This is a genomic window from Vibrio sp. zbq_1, assembly GCF_043102935.1.
Classification (GTDB): domain Bacteria; phylum Pseudomonadota; class Gammaproteobacteria; order Enterobacterales; family Vibrionaceae; genus Vibrio; species Vibrio parahaemolyticus.
Genome location: NZ_JBICJH010000037.1, coordinates 1 through 17,208, shown reverse-complemented (window position 1 = coordinate 17,208; position 17,208 = coordinate 1). Strand labels below are relative to the sequence as shown.

Sequence of the window (17,208 nt, the reverse complement as noted above, 5' to 3'; positions counted from 1 at the left end):
TGAATAACCGTTTCTTCTTCCTGAAGTTCACCAAATCCGTGGTGTTTCCTGTTCCGTGTCAGCATCCTTCCGACAGGTTTAATATTACGTTTTTGGCGCTATCCAACAACGGTGCAAGTTCACATTTTTTTATTCCGCAAACGTTTAAAAACTGCACGTATTTATATTATTCAATGGCTTATGGGTTGTTTGGGGTGCTTTTACTGCTAAAAAAGAGAGTTTTACCCAACCCTTTGTGAGAGATCTCGCACAAAGGGCCGAGCGAAAGGCTACTATTTTCCGATGGCTGCACCTTCTCTGCGTGGATCCGCAGCACCTTCTAAGCCATTTTCAGTGATGCGAATGGCGTGTAAACCGGAATTCAAATCGCGAATTTCGGTCTTAAAGCCCATCTTTTCGAGTGCTGGTTGCAACTGAGTTGCTGCGCTATCTTGCTCGAGGTCGACAGTACCAAAACGGTTTAACACTCTTGGTTGGTTGATCGCTTGCTGAATGTCCATATCCCATTGAGTATGAGCAATGATGGCTTGTGCCACGTAGCCGATAATGCGACTGCCGCCCGGTGAACCAATTGCCATGTATGGTTGATCATCTTTCATGATGATGGTCGGTGCCATGGAGGAGCGAGGACGTTTGCCCGGTTCTAATCGGTTGGCGATTGGCGCGCCATCTTGATGAGTGCGGAAAGAAAAGTCTGTCAGCTCGTTATTGAGCAGGAAGCCGCGAACCATTAAGCGCGAGCCAAAAGCGTTCTCGATGGTGGTGGTCATTGAAACCACATTGCCTTGCTTGTCGACGATGTTGAAATGGCTGGTGGAAGGAAGTTCTATCGATTCATCCATACTGAGATTCATTGCATGTGACCACGGTGGGTTACCGGCTTCCACTTTCGTCAGTGCTTTGCCGACCTGAATAAGCTCGGCACGTTGTTTGAGATAGTCTTTGTCCAACAAACCTTCGGTTGGCATGGGTACATAGTCTTGATCGGCCATGTACTTACCGCGATCAGCAAACGCGAGACCAGATGCGTCCGCAATGACCTGCCAAGATTTGGCGCTGTCTGGTCCCCAGCCTTTGAGGTCGTATTGCTCGGTGATAGCCAAGATCTGTCCGACAGTTAGCGCGCCTGAGCTTGGTGGCCCCATGCCGCAGATTTCGTAGCTTTGATAAGCCGCACAAACGGGCTCTCTCTGTTTGATGCGGTAAGTATCAAAATCTTGTTGTGCCAACACGCCCGGGTTACCCACTGCAGTTTGCACGGTTGCGATAATGTCTTTGGCAATATCACCTTGATAGAAGGCTTGAGCACCTTGCTTGGCGATGGCTTGCAAGGTTTGCGCGTATTCTGGATTCTTTAATCGTGTGCCTTCGGCTTTTGGTGAGCCATCGGCGTTAAAGAAATACGCTTTTGTGGTCGGAAAACGTGATAAACGCTCGGCGTCGTTGGCAATCAAACTGGCGAGACGAGGGCTGACGGCAAAACCTTCCTCAGCCAAGTTGATCACTGGCTGAATGATCTTTTTCCATTCCAGCTTGCCGTATTTTTGGTGGGTATCCCACAACAGTTTGACGGTGCCCGGCGTCGCGACAGATCGTCCACCTACAACCGCATCATAAAATTGCAGCGGCTGGCCTTGGTCGTCCAAAAACAGTGTTGGGGTTGCAGCAAGGGGCGCAGTTTCTCGACCATCATAAGTGGTGAGCTTTTGTTGTTCGCCATCCCAATACACCAAAAATGCGCCGCCACCAATGCCGGAAGACTGTGGTTCGACTAAGCCAAGCATCAGTTGTACCGCCACCATAGCATCAATGGCATTGCCGCCTTGCTCCAGTATATCAGCACCTGCTTGGGTAGCAATTGGGTTCGCTGCTGTCACCATATAGTCTTTGGCTTTGACCAGTTGTTTGTGCTCAAGCCCAGTACTTTGCTCTGGGGCAATCGCATCGGTGGCTTGGTTTGCAAACGCGGTGTGGGTGATAGAGGCGCTAAGAAAAAGACCCGTAGACACGAGTCGGTTGAACGTCCATTGCATGATGACTCTCCATGTTGCCAGTTTGATTGTTCAGCTTGGCAGCCATGGAGAAGATCGTCGAGTCAGCTTTTTAATAAATGTCGGGTGTGCGACGCTTTTAAATCAGAGAGTTAACCGATTAATGTGCTGATGGTTTGCACCAAGATACTGCCGCCAACGAGGGTAAACACCACACCACAGATGCCATCGATGTAGATGCCTGCCTGTTGTAATCGACGTTGTAAACGTTGCGTAGAGAGCATCCACGCCAAGCTGGAAAACCAAACCAGAGACAAGCTGAACAGGATAACTAACGCGATGCTTTTGCCTGAGACCGACATTCCGGCTGGTACCAAGCTCGACATCAAGCTGATGAAGAAAACCAGTGCTTTGGGGTTGAGAATGTTGGTAGCAAAACCTTTGGCAAAAGCCTGACGCTTGTTGCTGATCACGAAGCTGTTTGTTTTATTTTGTTGATCCGTTTGCGGGTTTTTGATCGTAGCGATCACGCCGCGCAGGGCCCCAACACCGAGGTAAAGTAGGTAACTGCCACCTAGCAGTTGTAATACCGAATACAGCAAAGAATGTTGATGCACAAGGTAGCTCACACCAGTCAGGCTGAACAACGAGTGCAGCAAAATACCAACGGACAAGCCAAGAGCGATGTATAAGCCCGTTTGGCGACCATGACGCGTGGCATTTTGCACCACTAATGCGAAGTCTGGGCCTGGGCTCATTAAGGCAATAAAGTGAATGCTGGCCAATGTCAGCAGGATAGTGGATTCATTCATAACACATCTCAAAGATTACCAATGCAGCTATTGTGGAGGCTTGTTGTGGCATGCGCTTGTAAAAAACTGACAGCTTAAGATTAGCGTGCTGCTATCGAGTGACTTGAGACGGAGAGACGCCATAAGTCTGCTTAAAGGCTTTGCTGAAATGTGCCTGATCGTAAAAACCAATTTGATGCGCGACTTCAGTACCGCATTGTCCTGCTTGTAGCAGCTTCATCCCTTGCTCGAGTCGTAAACGGGCAAACCACGCATACGGTGTCATGCCGGTTTGCGCTTTGAAATGGCGTTGAAATTGAGTCGGGCTTAGCTGGCAAAGCTCAGAAAGAGACTCCAGCCGTACCGATTGGTCGAGGTTCGCCATTAAGTAATCTTTTAAGGTGTTGAGAGATTGCTTACCTAATGGAATGACTTTTTGCCTTGCCAGCGATCCGTAGCGATCAAAAAGTTGGTTAAATCCCTCAAAAGGCAGACAATCTTTGGTTAACTGACTGAGATTTTCGCGTCTCAACAGAGCATGTAAGTTACTAAGTTGTGAAAATATCTGTGGATCGGAGATGATCAACTCATTAAAGCGGATAATTTGACCATTTTGCTTAAGATCTGCCAGATCGCTAAGTAAGTGTGGTTCGATCGAAAAAACATTCACTTGATAGCCACTGGCAAGCTTAGATTGGCCGTCGTGCAGTTCATCGGGCGGCATAATAACGATTTGCCCATGACCGACTTGGTGATGAGAGCCTTGATAATGAAACTTCTGCTCACCATGCGTGATCAAGCCGAGGTGAAAATCCAAATGATAGTGCCTTTGAAAGGCAAACTTTTGGTATTTCGCCTCGATCAGACTCAGTTGGTCATGGTCGGTCGCGTAGTATTGAATCTGTTCCATTACATACAAAAAAAGCTTGGTCACATAATGACCAAGCTTATCCATCAATTGTTAGCTTGTCTTGTAAAAAACGATCACTGTGACTGAATGGCTCGGCGTGAACGGCGATTGTTGCGCAGCCCATCGAAGCTAAATACCACAAGGGCTCCCCAAATAAAGGCGAACGTAATCGCTTTATCCATCGTGAAGGTCTCGCCGTAAATTAACACTGCAAGCAAGAACATCAGGCTAGGGCCGATGTACTGGAAAAAGCCGAGCGTTGATAATTTGAGGCGCGTCGCGGCACCAGTGAAGCACAGCAATGGCAAGGTCGTCACCACACCTGCTGCAATCAACAACGTATTGAGCTGCCATGGGTTTTCAATCATGTTTGCCGTTGGTGAACTGGCAATAAACAGAAGATAAACGGCGGCAGCGGGTAATAAGATTAGCGTTTCGACAAACAAACCCGTTTGAGCATCCACCGCGACTTTCTTACGTAGCAAACCGTAAAAACCGAAGCTCATCGCCAACGCCATCGCTACAATTGGCACCGAACCAAAGACGATCAACTGCACCAAAACGCCACATCCTGCCAATACCACAGCAAACCATTGCAGCTTACGTAGTCGTTCGCCCAAGAACACCATACCGAGCAACACGTTAATCAGCGGGTTGATGTAATAGCCTAAGCTGGCATCCAGCATGTGATTGGAGTTAACCGCCCAAATGAAGATCAGCCAGTTGCCACCAATCAATACCGAACTGGAAAGCAAATACGCGATTTTCTTTTTATCTGTGGCGATGTGATAAACCGAGCGCCAGTGACGGCCAAAATGAAGAAGTGCGGCAAGCAAAAAGAAAGACCAAATCACTCGGTGGCTTAGGATCTCGAGAGGAGACACTTGTGCTATCGATTTAAAGTACATGGGCGCAATGCCCCACATCGTGTACGCGCCAACCGCAAGCAGGACACCTTGCCGCGCGCGCTGTTGTTCTTCTGGTGTCATGAAGTGTCACCTAATTGTGTGTTTATAGAGCAGAAAATCAGTATACGAGCCGTGGTGTGAAACACCTAACAATTTGCGGTTTTATTCGCCATGAAACCCCATTACAATGTGCCCTCACTTTGTGTGCTGGTGGCATGCAAAAGCATTTCTACATCACCCAATCTGAGATTTTTCATGACCTCAACTTTGTTAGCCGAACAATCAGACTCACCTGTAACGCCTCAACGTGTGTTGGAGGAAGTTTTCGGTTATCAAACGTTTCGTGATGGCCAGCAAGAGGTCATCGAATCGGCGGTCGAGGGCAAAGACAGTCTGGTGATCATGCCGACAGGTGGTGGCAAATCTCTTTGCTATCAGATACCTGCGTTGGTTCGTAGTGGCATCACCTTGGTGATTTCGCCGCTGATTTCTTTGATGAAAGACCAGGTCGATCAGCTCAAGGCTAACGGCGTTGCGGCAGAGTGTGTGAACTCCACCATGAGTCGTGAAGAGCTGCTGAGTGTGTATAACCGCATGCACAGCGGTCAACTCAAATTGGTTTACGTCTCACCAGAACGCGTGTTAATGCGTGACTTCATCGAGCGCCTCGAAAATCTGCCTTTGGCGATGATTGCGGTGGATGAAGCGCACTGTATCTCACAGTGGGGACACGATTTCCGTCCTGAATACGCTGCGCTGGGTCAGTTAAAGCAGCATTTTTCGCATGTGCCATTTATGGCGCTCACCGCCACTGCGGATGACGCTACACGTCGCGACATTCTTGAACGCTTACGTTTGCATGAACCTCATGTCCACTTAGGCAGTTTTGACCGTCCGAATATCCGCTACAACCTGGTCGAGAAGCATAAGCCGATTTCTCAGATCATTCGTTATCTCGACACTCAAAAGGGCAATTGCGGCATCATTTACTGTGGTAGCCGTAAGAAAGTCGAAATGGTGACGGAGAAGTTGTGCAACAACCACATCCGTGCGGCGGGCTATCATGCAGGGATGGACGCTGATGAGCGTGCTTACGTTCAAGAGGCGTTTCAGCGTGATGACATTCAAATCGTGGTCGCGACGGTTGCCTTTGGTATGGGCATCAACAAGCCGAACGTCCGTTTTGTGGTGCACTTTGATATTCCGCGCAATATTGAATCCTACTACCAAGAAACGGGACGAGCAGGGCGAGATGGTTTACCTGCTGAAGCGATGATGTTGTACGACCCCGCAGACATCAGTTGGCTACGCCGCATGCTGGATGAAAAAGACGATGGACCGCAAAAGCAAGTAGAAAGCCATAAACTTAATGCGATGAGTGCCTTTGCGGAAGCGCAAACCTGTCGTCGTCAGGTTCTGCTCAACTACTTTGGTGAATACCGCGAGAAGCCTTGTGGTAACTGCGATATCTGCCTCGATCCACCCAAACATTTTGATGCGACAGAAGAAGCGCGAAAAGCGTTGTCGTGTGTTTACCGCGTTAACCAAAGCTTTGGTATGACGTATGTGGTTGAGGTGCTGCGTGGTATGCAAAATATCCGCGTGCGTGAACATGGCCACGATAAGATCTCTACATACGGCATTGGCCGCGATCACAGCCATGATTACTGGGTGAGTATCTTCCGCCAGTTAATCCACAAAGGGCTGCTGTTTCAAAACATTACTCGAAACTCGACGTTGCAACTGACCGAGGAAGCTCGACCATTATTGCGCGGGGATGTGTCGCTCGAGCTAGCGGTTCCTCGTTTGGATACCACAGCACGCGCTGCGAAGTCGGACAAACTGACCAGCAAAAACTACGATAAGAAGCTGTTTGCGAAATTACGCAAGCTGCGTAAGTCGATTGCCGATGAAGATGGCTTACCACCATACGTTGTATTTAGTGATGCGACCTTGATTGATATGGCGGAGATTCTGCCAACGTCGTATGGCGAAATGCTGGCGGTGAGCGGGGTAGGTCAACGTAAATTAGAAAAATATGCCGATCCATTCTTGGATCTGATTCAAGAACACATCACTCACCACGGATAAGGAACCAAAATGCAGAAGGAATTTGGCCTAACAGAATACATTGCCGAAGAAGGTCGTTTGCTGATTGCAGCCCCAAGATTTGATTTAGACACCTTTCCGGCGTTAGGTGAGCGTTTGGTGGGTTTACTCTCTGCGACGGTAATCGAAAAACAGTGGGATGCGGATATCCACTCTTGGCTGATCGACTTTGAAGGTTGCCGCTTATTTATGAAAGCGGAGCATTACAGTGAAGCGATTTGGTTTGAAGCGCTGAACATTGAAGAGAGCAGGGAAGAGCTCGATTATCTTGCCGGATTATTTCAACGCGGCTTCTAAACTCAACTTATCAACTCTTTAAATCATTTCCTTATAGGGTGTTTCACATGAAACACCCTTTTTCGTTTTTCGCCCAATTCTTTGGTGCAAAGGTGAAATTATCGGATAAACGTTTGCGTAAAAAGCACCGCTTGCGAGCGCAATTGGTTAATGTATAATCGCCCACCGCTTCGCTTGGAATGAGTGAAGCCGATTTGAATTTTCATTTTACATTGTTGGTAAGAGTTGTTTTCGTTACTGAAAATGCTCGATTTGGGTTCCCTCGCCCCCAAACCAAACTAAAAAGGTATCGCATGAGTAACTTTACCCCTGCGCAGCAGCGCAATGCCCTTATCTATCTGGTTTTATTCCATCTAGTCATTATTGCATCCAGCAATTATCTGGTTCAGCTACCGTTTACTATCTTCGGTCTGCACACCACTTGGGGCGCATTCACCTTCCCATTTATCTTCCTAGCGACAGACTTAACCGTTCGTATTTTTGGTGCTCATTTAGCGCGTAAGATCATCTTCTTAGTGATGTTGCCTGCGTTAGCGGTGTCTTATTTCCTGTCGGTTGTGTTCTTTGAAGGTCAGTTCCAAGGTTTTAGCCATCTCGGGGAATTTAACCTGTTTGTCGCACGTATTGCGATTGCGAGTTTCATGGCTTACTTACTTGGTCAGATCATGGATGTGCATGTGTTCAACCGTCTACGCCAAATGAAGCAGTGGTGGGTAGCACCAACGTGTTCGACACTCTTTGGTAATGCGCTAGATACCATCGCGTTCTTTGCGATTGCGTTCTACCAAAGTCCAGATCCATTTATGGCTGAGCACTGGACGGAAATCGCGCTGGTGGATTACGGCTTCAAGTTGGTGATCAGCCTTGGCTTGTTTGTCCCAATGTACGGTGTATTACTGAATTATCTGATTAAGAAGCTAACCGCAGTAAACCCAGACTTCAAAGTGAGTACGGCTGCGTAATCTCGCTGATTGAATGTGAATAACAAAAAGCCGCTGAATCCAGCGGCTTTTTTGTATTTGAAGGACGGGTACAAGTCTCGTTGTACAGCACAAGGAGCAATAAGATCATGGGTGTTCTATAGCTCCAAGCACTGTGCATTGGAATGCCAAATAACAAAAAGGCTCCATAAGGAGCCTTTTTACTCGATAACAATCATTAGCAAGCGGTAATCGTTAATGGCCAACCAATGTCTGTTTGACGGTTCGATTCTATTTCTAACTCAGCAGCCGTAAGCGGATTAGCTTCTAGCCATTTCGCATCAATGCTCAACGTCAGTTTATCACCTTCAGCCAATAGCTCGACTTGTGGTTCTAAGCTTGGGTTGCGGCGGTGGGTCAGTAGAACCGCAAGACGCAGCAAACGCAGCACGCGTTTGGCACTTGTTCCAGATATAGCATGTTGCTCTGGTAGTGAGCTTAGCTGCTCGCGGTAACGGCGTGCAATTTCACCAATAAAGAACTTCTGCGCACGTGTATAGCCTGGCAAATCGAGGTTTTGCAGTAAGTAAGCACTATGTTCACCGCCTTTTTTAAAGTCGATGGTTAGGCCAATTTCGTGCAATTTTGCTGTGGTTTCGAGCAGAACTTTACCTTGAGGCTCAGCAATCCATTCATCGCCACCGGCTTGCTCTAAAAGTTTACCTGCCAGCGTTGCCACTTGTTCACCATATTGGCAATCAAGCTGATAACGGCTTTGCACGCTACAAATGGTGCGAGCACGAATGTCATTTTGACGCAGCTCGTCGACCATTTCATAAACCAAGCCTTCACGCAGTGCGCCGCCCGCGAGTGTCATCGCATCGATTTCAAGTAACTCGAAAATCGCGATAAGAATAGACAGGCCGCTAGGGAAGACCAAGGCACGCTCAAGCGTTAAACCTTCGATGTCGAGCTCTTCCAAATGATCGGCTAGCATGGCTTGCTTTTGTAAACGCTTAAGTTTGGAGTGAGTAATTACTTCGTCCATACCCTGCGCCAGCATGATTTCTTGTAGCGCCTGAACGGTACCAGATGCACCTACGCACACATCCCAACCAAGATCGGTGTACTGTTCTAAGATTGGCTTGATGGTTTGCTTTGCGCCTTCAATCGCAGCTTCGAAGTTACGGGCATTCAGTTGGCGATCTTTAAAGAAGTTCTCCAACCATGTCACGCAGCCCATTTTTAGGCTGGTGAGGGCTTTCGCTTCAAAACCTTCGCCAATAATCAGCTCAGTGCTCGCGCCACCAATATCAACCACAAGGCGACGACCACTACCACCTGACGTGTGGGCAACACCTTTATAGATAGTGGCTGCTTCTTCTTCACCAGAGATGACTTCGATTGGCTGCCCCAGAATCTGGTTCGCTTTCTCTAGAAATACATCCACATTGGTGGCAGTACGTAAAGTCGCAGTGCCGACAATGCGAATGTTTTGTGTAGGAATATCCTGCAAGCGTTCCGCAAATAGACTTAAGCAGTCCCATCCTCGCTGCATAGCTTCCATACTAAGAGAATTATGTTCATCTAAGCCCGCCGCTAGACGAACTTTGCGCTTAATTTTAGCCATTGTTTGAACGCTGCCATCGATGTGACGCACAACGAGCATGTGAAAACTGTTCGACCCGAGGTCGATGGCTGCGTATAGCGGTGATGATCCTGCTTGACTCATAAACGACTTCAGTTTCCTTTTATGATTGTTTCGGCGCTGATTGACGTGGCTGACGAGGACGGCGTCCTTGAGGCTTACGGTTACCAGAGCGAGTACCACCGGTGTTGGTGCGGCGTTGCTGAACGCGCGGCGCACGCATGCGGATTGGCGCAGGCAGATCTTGAATCAGAGCTGATGCATCGTATTCCGACACAGGAATGGTGTGTTCGATGTATTCTTCAATCGCAGGCAAGTTGATTGCGTATTCTTCACACGCAAAGCTGATTGAATGACCGCTCGCGCCCGCACGACCCGTACGACCAATGCGGTGTACGTAATCTTCACAATCGTCAGGTAGGTCATAGTTGAATACGTGCGTTACTTGAGGAATGTGTAGCCCACGGGCTGCAACGTCAGTCGCAACAAGAATGTCGACATCACCTTTAGTAAATTGCTCAAGAATCTTTTCACGTTTCTTCTGTGGAACATCACCTGTTAATAGGCCAACGCGGTGACCATCTGCCGCCAAGTGGCCCCAAACTGACTCACATTTATGTTTGGTGTTCGCAAACACGATTGCGCGATCTGGCCATTCTTCTTCAATCAGAGTTTGAAGTAGAGCCATCTTGTCTTCATTAGATGGGTAGAACAGCTCTTCTTGGATACGGTGACCGGTTTTTTGTGCTGGCTCAACCACAACATGCTCAGGATTGTGCATATGCTCGAAAGCCAACTCTTGCACGCGGTAAGACAAAGTCGCAGAGAACAACATGTTCAAACGCTCTTTTGGCTCAGGCATACGACGGAACAAGAAACGAATGTCTTTAATAAAGCCAAGATCGAACATGCGGTCGGCTTCATCTAACACAACTGCTTGAATGTTGTTTAGGTTGAAAACGCGCTGTTTGTAGAAATCGATGATACGGCCAGTCGTGCCGATAAGAATGTCTACGCCATCTTGTAGCTTCGCAAGTTGCTTATCGTAGCTTTCGCCACCGTAAGCTAATGCTGCTTTTAGACCTGTGCTTGCAATCAGCGGTTCAGCATCGTTGAAGATCTGAATCGCTAGCTCACGCGTTGGCGCCATAATAATTGCGCGCGGTTGCGTTGGTTGGCGGCCTTCGTGCTCAGGTGTAGTAAGTAGGTGGTTGAAGGTTGCAGTTAAAAACGCAAGCGTTTTACCAGTGCCCGTTTGGGCCTGGCCTGCGATGTCTTGGCCGGTGAGCAGTACCGGCAACGCCAAGGCTTGGATAGGGGTACAATATTCGAACCCTTTTTTTTCCAATCCTTCAGTAACTTGGGGCTGTAAACCCAAATCGGCGAACTTTTGCTCTGTGATATGCGTCTTTTTCATGGCTATAGAATATCAGCTAAAGCTTGCAATACGAAAGTAAATACATTCCAATAGGGCATCTAATTACTGGTTATCATCCAACCAGTTTCGAAAAACACATTGGAGTGGAAGATGAGTGATAAGATTTTGCAGCTAACTGATGACGGTTTTGAAAACGATGTAATCAATGCTGCAGGCCCAGTTCTCGTAGATTTTTGGGCAGAATGGTGTGGTCCTTGTAAAATGATCGCTCCTATCCTGGACGAAATCGCTGAAGAGTACGAAGGCAAACTCACTATCGGTAAACTAAACATCGACCATAACGCAGGCACGCCGCCTAAGTTTGGTATTCGCGGTATTCCAACGCTACTGTTATTCAAAGACGGCAACGTAGCGGCAACGAAAGTTGGTGCTTTGTCTAAGACTCAGCTTAAAGAGTTCTTGGACGCAAACTTATAATCACCAAGTGATTACAGATAAAACCGTGCAATGTAACAATGCGCGGTTTTGTTTTTCTAACTCTGGACTAGAATATTAATTAGTGCTAACTTATCGCGCGTTAATTGAACAAATTTCTCTTCTTGGTCGATCCTGAGACCAAATCCATCTTAACTAGAAAACAGATCTTATTTTGACTAAACAAGAATCCACCACCATGAACCTTACCGAACTGAAGAACAGACCTGTGTCTGACCTTGTAAAACTGGGCGAAAGCTTAGGACTAGAGAACCTAGCTCGCTTAAGAAAACAAGACATCATCTTCGCGATTTTAAAAGCGCACGCTAAAGGCGGCGAAGACATCTTTGGCGATGGGGTTCTGGAAATTCTGCAAGACGGCTTTGGTTTCCTACGCAGTGCAGACAGTTCGTACCTTGCTGGTCCGGACGACATCTACGTATCACCAAGTCAGATTCGTCGTTTTAACCTACGTACTGGTGACTCAATTGCTGGTAAAATTCGCCCACCAAAAGACGGTGAACGCTACTTTGCCCTTCTAAAAGTCAATACAGTTAACGACGACAAACCAGACAACGCTCGTAACAAGATCCTATTTGAAAACCTTACCCCTCTGCATGCGAATGAACGCATGGTAATGGAGCGTGGTAACGGTTCTACAGAAGACATCACAGCACGTGTTTTAGACTTGGCATCGCCTATCGGTAAGGGTCAACGTGGTCTGATTGTTGCTCCGCCAAAAGCGGGTAAGACAATGCTTCTGCAAAATATCGCTCAAAGCATCGCATACAACCATCCAGAGTGTGAGTTGATGGTACTTCTTATCGACGAACGTCCAGAAGAAGTAACAGAGATGCAGCGTCTAGTTAAAGGTGAAGTAGTCGCGTCAACGTTCGATGAGCCAGCATCTCGTCACGTACAAGTGGCAGAAATGGTAATCGAGAAAGCAAAACGTCTTGTTGAACACAAGAAAGACGTTGTTATCCTGCTTGACTCTATCACTCGTCTAGCTCGTGCTTACAACACCGTAGTGCCTTCATCGGGTAAAGTACTAACAGGTGGTGTGGATGCAAACGCATTGCACCGTCCTAAGCGTTTCTTCGGTGCGGCACGTAACGTAGAAGAAGGCGGCAGCCTAACCATCATCGCAACGGCACTAGTCGATACTGGTTCTAAGATGGATGAAGTTATCTACGAAGAGTTCAAGGGTACAGGTAACATGGAACTGCACTTGAACCGTAAGATTGCTGAGAAGCGTGTATTCCCTGCGATTGACTTCAACCGCTCTGGTACACGTCGTGAAGAGCTACTGACGAAGACTGACGAACTACAGAAGATGTGGATTCTGCGTAAGATCGTTCACCCAATGGGCGAAATCGACGCAATGGAATTCCTAATCGATAAGCTAGCAATGACGAAGACGAATGATGAGTTCTTCGATGCGATGCGTCGTCAGTAATAACTGAGTTCTTATTTTGAAAAAGCCACCACAAAAATGGTGGCTTTTTTATTGCTTTCTATCAATAGAAGCAGCAGAATGAGAACAAATGTTATCGGGAGGTTAACATGCAACAAGGAATGTTGTCGTCATTACTCCTGAGCTTGTCACTGCTCACTCTACCCGTGGCCGTTTCTGCGAAGGAAATGCAGGAGTCTGTGGTAGAACAGTGGCTTCAGGATACTCAAATTCAAACCAAAGTTTCTGAACTCCTTGAGTACGTGGTCAGAGATGAGGTTGATTCGCTTAAATTTTCCCTCGATCGGCTCGCTTTTCCTCAGCAAGAAGTGGTGCGTTTTCGCCTGTTGGAAAAATTAGAACAGCAAAACATCATACTTACCCCGCGCATGGCACTGTTCGTGGAATCGCAAGTTCGTTTGACACCAACGTATCAAATGTTGGAGCGAGGCGATGGCTATGAATTCAGTGTACCCGCATTCAATTACCCAGCGATTGCGAGTCGTTTAATTAAGCGTTGGAAACAAGACCAAAGCACGTTAGATTTTGTGCTGCAAGCTGAACGAAAAGAGCTAAACCTGCAGCAGTGGTTAACGGGGACGTCTCAACAAATTCAGACGAGAGAATCCTTGCTCATTCGTGAGCTAGATAGCTTATCGCCAAGTGCGTTAAAAGCCTTAACGACGCAGTTAACTCAAGCGAATGTCACCAGTTGGCTACCGTCCACAGCAGTGGTCGTTCGTATGGCGCAAGTCAGCCAAGACAAAGCCATGTACGATTTACTATGGCGAATGCGCGCCGATTACAATAGCCAACAGGAACTCAAGCGCTTAGCTGATACAGGAGATGCTTTCTCTTTGCAGCAGTTGATGAATGCCACGATCAACCCAAGCCTCAAACCTCACGCGATTCGCTTACTCACCAAATCCAATCCATTATCGCCGGAAGTGAAACAGTTTCTTATTGCGAAAATGGCATTATCTGAAGAAGCGACACTGGTCGCTCGTCAACTGGCTCAACAAGGCCACCAAACATGGCTTGAAGAATTAATTTCAAGTAACCGCCAAGTAAAGGCTCGTCAGATCGAGCAAGTATTAAAGTAACCCTGCTCACATACCCACACAAAATAGGAGGATCTTAGCGTCCTCCTATTTGTTATACTGCGGACAGTTTAATCAGCCAGCATGAAGGCCTATGAGTTTTAAGGATTTACGCGAATTTATCGACCATCTAGAACAGAAAGGTCGACTTAAACGCATTACTCACCCTGTCGATCCCGCTTACGAAATGACAGAGATCAGCGACCGCACCTTACGTGCTGGTGGCCCTGCGTTGTTGTTTGAAAATCCAATCGGCTACAACGTTCCTGTTCTGACCAACCTGTTTGGTACGCCAGAGCGTGTCGCGATAGGTATGGGACGCGAAGACGTAAAAGAGTTACGCGAAGTCGGCAAACTGCTGGCTTATTTAAAAGAACCTGAGCCACCAAAAGGCTTCAAAGACGCATTGGAAAAACTGCCAGTATTCAAGCAAGTGTTGAATATGCCAGCCAAGCGACTGCGTAAAGCGCCATGCCAAGACATTGTGTGGCAAGGTGACGAAGTCGATTTGGATAAAATTCCGGTGATGAGTTGTTGGGCGGAAGACGTAGCACCATTATTAACGTGGGGTTTGACGGTCACCAAAGGGCCGAATAAAAAACGCCAGAACCTCGGTATCTACCGCCAACAAAAAATCGCCAAAAACAAAATCATCATGCGTTGGCTAGCTCACCGTGGTGGCGCGTTAGATTTGCGTGATTGGATGGAAACCAACCCGGGTAAGCCGTTCCCAGTTTCCGTGGCGTTTGGTGCCGACCCTGCCACTATCCTTGGTGCGGTGACGCCAGTGCCGGATACGTTATCAGAATATGCCTTTGCTGGTTTGCTGCGTGGCAGTAAAACCGAAGTGGTCAAATCCATAAGTAACGATTTGGAAGTCCCAGCAAGTGCTGAAATCGTCATGGAAGGATACATCGATCCGAACGAGTTTGCCGATGAAGGCCCTTACGGCGATCACACTGGCTACTATAACGAAAAAGAAAAGCATCACGTCTTTACCATTACGCACATCACCATGCGTAAAGACCCAATTTATCACAGTACCTATACTGGTCGTCCACCAGATGAGCCGGCGGTATTAGGCGTGGCACTGAATGAAGTATTCGTGCCAATTCTGCAAAAGCAATTCCCTGAGATTGAAGACTTCTACCTACCGCCAGAAGGTTGTTCGTATCGCATGGCCGTTGTAACCATGAAGAAGCAATACCCAGGTCATGCGAAACGCGTGATGATGGGGGTTTGGTCCTTCTTGCGTCAGTTCATGTACACCAAGTTTGTGATTGTGTGTGATGAGTCGGTAAATGCGCGCGACTGGAATGACGTCGTCAAAGCGATGACCGAACATATGGATCCAGTGCGCGATACCTTGATGATAGACAACACGCCAATCGATTCTCTCGACTTTGCGTCGCCAGTGGTGGGGTTAGGTTCCAAAATGGGACTAGATGCGACTATCAAATGGGATGCGGAACTTGCAACACGTCCCCAAATCAGTAAGCAAGACAGTAAAGTAATAACAGAAGCCGATTTGGAATCACTGAAACAACAGCGTCCAGAGATCATTGATATCTATCTACCGCAAACAACCAATAATCGTTTTGCCGTCGTTACGATGAAGAAAGACCAAGCGGGCCAATCTCAAGCATTAATGGAATACCTGTGGGACTTCTTCGCGCAATACACCGACAACAAGTTCGTTATCTTGTGTGATGAGGACGTCAATGCGCGAGATTGGAATGACATCATTTGGGCGGTGACCACTCGTATGGATCCGGATAGAGATACCACTCAAGTATCAGGTAAGGCAGAAAGTTCGTCCAAACTCGGACTGGATGCGACTAACAAGTTCGAATCTGAAGTCACGCGTGAGTGGGGTACGCCAATTAAAAAAGATCCTAAACTTGTGGCTAAAGTCGATGAGATTTGGGACCAGTTAGGTATTCTATGAGTCATCAAGTCCACCTTCTGCCTATAGACGTAACATTTGAGGTTAAAGAAGGGGAAACGGTGTTGGAAGCCGCGCTCAACAACAATATTCGCTTCCCACATCGTTGCCAAGTTGGCGCTTGTGCCATGTGCATGTGTAAAAAGCTATCGGGCGAGGTGACATATCACCTCGAACCCATGCTAACCAATAAAGAGCAGCAGCAAGGTTGGATATTCCCTTGCCAAGCCTATACAGAAAGTAATTTAGTGCTTACTTTTGATGAGTAAGCGAGAGGAACACCATGACCATCCAATGTAAAGTAAAGTCTATTCAGCCGTTAGCTTGTAATACTTACCAAATTCTACTGCACCCTGAGTCTCCAGTTGCGTTTAAAGCTGGCCAATACCTGATGGTTGTGATGGGAGAAAAGGACAAACGCCCATTCTCGATTGCAAGCAGCCCTTGCCGACATGAAGGCGAATTAGAGCTTCATATCGGAGCTGCTGAACACAACGCTTACGCCATCGAAGTTGTCGAAGCGATGAAAGCTGCGTTAGAAACAGGTAATGATATTGAAATCGATGCGCCGCACGGTGATGCGTGGGTACAAGAAGACAGTGAACGACCGCTGTTATTGATCGCTGGTGGTACAGGTTTTAGTTACGTACGTTCGATTCTGGATCATTGCGTAGCGCAGAATAAAACCAACCCTATCTATTTATACTGGGGTGCTCGTGATAATTGCCAGCTGTATGCGAAAGACGAATTGCTCGAACTTGCACAGAAATACGCAAATGTTCACTTTGTTCCGGTTGTTGAGGAAGCCCCAGCAGATTGGCAAGGGAAAGTCGGTAATGTACTACAAGCCGTGAGTGATGATTTCGAAAGCCTAGAAAACTACGATATCTATATTGCAGGTCGTTTTGAAATGGCGGGCGCAGCACGTGAGCAATTCACTCAGAATAAAAAAGCGAAGAGTGAACGTATGTTTGCAGACGCGTACGCATTCATTTAAATTCCGCGTTTCAGGTAGAAAAAGAGGGTTTTTTACCCTCTTTTTTGCTTTTTTGATGAAATAGTCATCGAACAGCTAGTTTTATCCATTTTTTTTCAAAAAAGGGTTGCGCTCGGAACTCAACTCCCTATAATGCGCATCCACCGACACGGCAGGCGCGATAAGGCTTCAGCAGGGTCGGAGAGGTAAAAAGCTTCTGAGAAAATAAATTGAAAAAAGTGTTTGACTCTTTCAATTATCTCGCTAGAATGCACCTCCGCTTTGAGAGAAAAACTTCTCGCAGA

At 47.3% G+C, this 17,208-nt stretch carries 15 protein-coding genes; 9 read left to right on the top strand and 6 right to left on the bottom strand.

Features of this window, described 5'->3' with window-relative positions; all coding sequences use genetic code 11:
* Positions 1-272: 272 nt before the first annotated feature.
* The 4 genes from ggt to rarD all read right to left on the bottom strand — a co-directional run bounded on the left by ggt (position 273) and on the right by rarD (position 4,681).
* Positions 273-2,033 carry a gamma-glutamyltransferase gene (gene ggt, locus ACF8CV_RS17320; RefSeq protein ID WP_138938225.1) on the bottom strand — a complete coding sequence of 587 codons (1,761 nt, stop codon included), beginning with the start codon at positions 2,031-2,033 and terminating at the stop codon, positions 273-275.
* 110 nt (positions 2,034-2,143) lie between these two features.
* Positions 2,144-2,803 (bottom strand): LysE family translocator, encoded by a 660-nt coding sequence (locus ACF8CV_RS17315; RefSeq protein ID WP_024703601.1) that lies wholly within the window; start codon positions 2,801-2,803, stop codon positions 2,144-2,146.
* Between the two features lie 91 nt (positions 2,804-2,894).
* The gene (locus ACF8CV_RS17310) at positions 2,895-3,692 is read right to left on the bottom strand and encodes an AraC family transcriptional regulator (protein ID WP_005458575.1); all 798 of its coding nucleotides are present in this window, start codon (positions 3,690-3,692) and stop codon (positions 2,895-2,897) included.
* A gap of 74 nt (positions 3,693-3,766) precedes the next feature.
* A complete protein-coding gene (gene rarD, locus ACF8CV_RS17305) occupies positions 3,767-4,681 on the bottom strand; it encodes an EamA family transporter RarD (RefSeq protein ID WP_005497386.1) in 915 nt (304 codons plus the stop codon).
* A gap of 174 nt (positions 4,682-4,855) precedes the next feature.
* On the opposite strand from rarD, the gene recQ reads away from it, so the two are divergent.
* The 3 genes from recQ (at position 4,856) to ACF8CV_RS17290 (ending at position 7,968) form a co-directional block, all read left to right on the top strand.
* Positions 4,856-6,691, top strand: a complete 1,836-nt coding sequence (gene recQ / locus ACF8CV_RS17300) for an ATP-dependent DNA helicase RecQ (protein ID WP_025507678.1) — start codon at positions 4,856-4,858, stop codon at positions 6,689-6,691.
* Positions 6,692-6,700: 9 nt separating this feature from the next.
* On the top strand, positions 6,701-7,006 hold the full coding sequence (locus ACF8CV_RS17295) for a DUF3630 family protein (RefSeq protein ID WP_005458579.1): 306 nt from the start codon (positions 6,701-6,703) through the stop codon (positions 7,004-7,006).
* A gap of 293 nt (positions 7,007-7,299) precedes the next feature.
* Positions 7,300-7,968 carry a 7-cyano-7-deazaguanine/7-aminomethyl-7-deazaguanine transporter gene (locus ACF8CV_RS17290; protein ID WP_023585902.1) on the top strand — a complete coding sequence of 223 codons (669 nt, stop codon included), beginning with the start codon at positions 7,300-7,302 and terminating at the stop codon, positions 7,966-7,968.
* Between the two features lie 196 nt (positions 7,969-8,164).
* Here ACF8CV_RS17290 and gppA read toward each other — a convergent pair whose 3' ends face one another.
* Together gppA and rhlB are read right to left on the bottom strand one after the other, a co-directional pair.
* On the bottom strand, positions 8,165-9,658 hold the full coding sequence (gene gppA / locus ACF8CV_RS17285; RefSeq protein WP_005480964.1) for a guanosine-5'-triphosphate,3'-diphosphate diphosphatase: 1,494 nt from the start codon (positions 9,656-9,658) through the stop codon (positions 8,165-8,167).
* A 19-nt stretch (positions 9,659-9,677) separates the two neighbouring features.
* Positions 9,678-10,991 carry an ATP-dependent RNA helicase RhlB gene (rhlB, locus tag ACF8CV_RS17280; protein WP_005458582.1) on the bottom strand — a complete coding sequence of 438 codons (1,314 nt, stop codon included), beginning with the start codon at positions 10,989-10,991 and terminating at the stop codon, positions 9,678-9,680.
* Positions 10,992-11,102: 111 nt separating this feature from the next.
* Between rhlB and trxA the strand changes: the two genes are divergently transcribed.
* From trxA to fre, 6 genes are all read left to right on the top strand, one after another.
* On the top strand, positions 11,103-11,429 hold the full coding sequence (gene trxA / locus ACF8CV_RS17275; protein WP_005458583.1) for a thioredoxin TrxA: 327 nt from the start codon (positions 11,103-11,105) through the stop codon (positions 11,427-11,429).
* 196 nt (positions 11,430-11,625) lie between these two features.
* Positions 11,626-12,885 (top strand): transcription termination factor Rho, encoded by a 1,260-nt coding sequence (gene rho / locus ACF8CV_RS17270; protein WP_005378757.1) that lies wholly within the window; start codon positions 11,626-11,628, stop codon positions 12,883-12,885.
* A gap of 107 nt (positions 12,886-12,992) precedes the next feature.
* Complete coding sequence (locus ACF8CV_RS17265; RefSeq protein ID WP_005480957.1) at positions 12,993-13,985, top strand: hypothetical protein; 993 nt, start codon at positions 12,993-12,995, stop codon at positions 13,983-13,985.
* 91 nt (positions 13,986-14,076) lie between these two features.
* Positions 14,077-15,930, top strand: coding sequence for a 4-hydroxy-3-polyprenylbenzoate decarboxylase (gene ubiD, locus ACF8CV_RS17260; protein WP_029844096.1), 1,854 nt, complete (start codon positions 14,077-14,079; stop codon positions 15,928-15,930).
* A complete protein-coding gene (locus ACF8CV_RS17255) occupies positions 15,927-16,196 on the top strand; it encodes a 2Fe-2S iron-sulfur cluster-binding protein (protein WP_005459133.1) in 270 nt (89 codons plus the stop codon). The genes ubiD and ACF8CV_RS17255 overlap by 4 nt, the downstream gene beginning before the upstream one ends.
* Positions 16,197-16,210: 14 nt before the next feature.
* The gene (gene fre / locus ACF8CV_RS17250; protein WP_005459134.1) at positions 16,211-16,924 is read left to right on the top strand and encodes an NAD(P)H-flavin reductase; all 714 of its coding nucleotides are present in this window, start codon (positions 16,211-16,213) and stop codon (positions 16,922-16,924) included.
* Positions 16,925-17,208: the final 284 nt, after the last annotated feature.

Excerpts from the sequence above, each read along its gene's own strand:
- ACF8CV_RS17295 (WP_005458579.1), top strand. The coding sequence starts at position 6,701 with ATGCAGAAGGAATTTGGCCTAACAGAATACATTGCCGAAGAAGGTCGT.
- ACF8CV_RS17310 (WP_005458575.1), bottom strand. The coding sequence starts at position 3,692 with ATGGAACAGATTCAATACTACGCGACCGACCATGACCAACTGAGTCTG.
- recQ (WP_025507678.1), top strand. The coding sequence starts at position 4,856 with ATGACCTCAACTTTGTTAGCCGAACAATCAGACTCACCTGTAACGCCT.
- fre (WP_005459134.1), top strand. The coding sequence starts at position 16,211 with ATGACCATCCAATGTAAAGTAAAGTCTATTCAGCCGTTAGCTTGTAAT.
- gppA (WP_005480964.1), bottom strand. The coding sequence starts at position 9,658 with ATGAGTCAAGCAGGATCATCACCGCTATACGCAGCCATCGACCTCGGG.
- ACF8CV_RS17255 (WP_005459133.1), top strand. The coding sequence starts at position 15,927 with ATGAGTCATCAAGTCCACCTTCTGCCTATAGACGTAACATTTGAGGTT.
- rhlB (WP_005458582.1), bottom strand. The coding sequence starts at position 10,991 with ATGAAAAAGACGCATATCACAGAGCAAAAGTTCGCCGATTTGGGTTTA.
- ubiD (WP_029844096.1), top strand. The coding sequence starts at position 14,077 with ATGAGTTTTAAGGATTTACGCGAATTTATCGACCATCTAGAACAGAAA.
- trxA (WP_005458583.1), top strand. The coding sequence starts at position 11,103 with ATGAGTGATAAGATTTTGCAGCTAACTGATGACGGTTTTGAAAACGAT.
- ggt (WP_138938225.1), bottom strand. The coding sequence starts at position 2,033 with ATGCAATGGACGTTCAACCGACTCGTGTCTACGGGTCTTTTTCTTAGC.
- rho (WP_005378757.1), top strand. The coding sequence starts at position 11,626 with ATGAACCTTACCGAACTGAAGAACAGACCTGTGTCTGACCTTGTAAAA.
- ACF8CV_RS17290 (WP_023585902.1), top strand. The coding sequence starts at position 7,300 with ATGAGTAACTTTACCCCTGCGCAGCAGCGCAATGCCCTTATCTATCTG.
- rarD (WP_005497386.1), bottom strand. The coding sequence starts at position 4,681 with ATGACACCAGAAGAACAACAGCGCGCGCGGCAAGGTGTCCTGCTTGCG.
- ACF8CV_RS17265 (WP_005480957.1), top strand. The coding sequence starts at position 12,993 with ATGCAACAAGGAATGTTGTCGTCATTACTCCTGAGCTTGTCACTGCTC.
- ACF8CV_RS17315 (WP_024703601.1), bottom strand. The coding sequence starts at position 2,803 with ATGAATGAATCCACTATCCTGCTGACATTGGCCAGCATTCACTTTATT.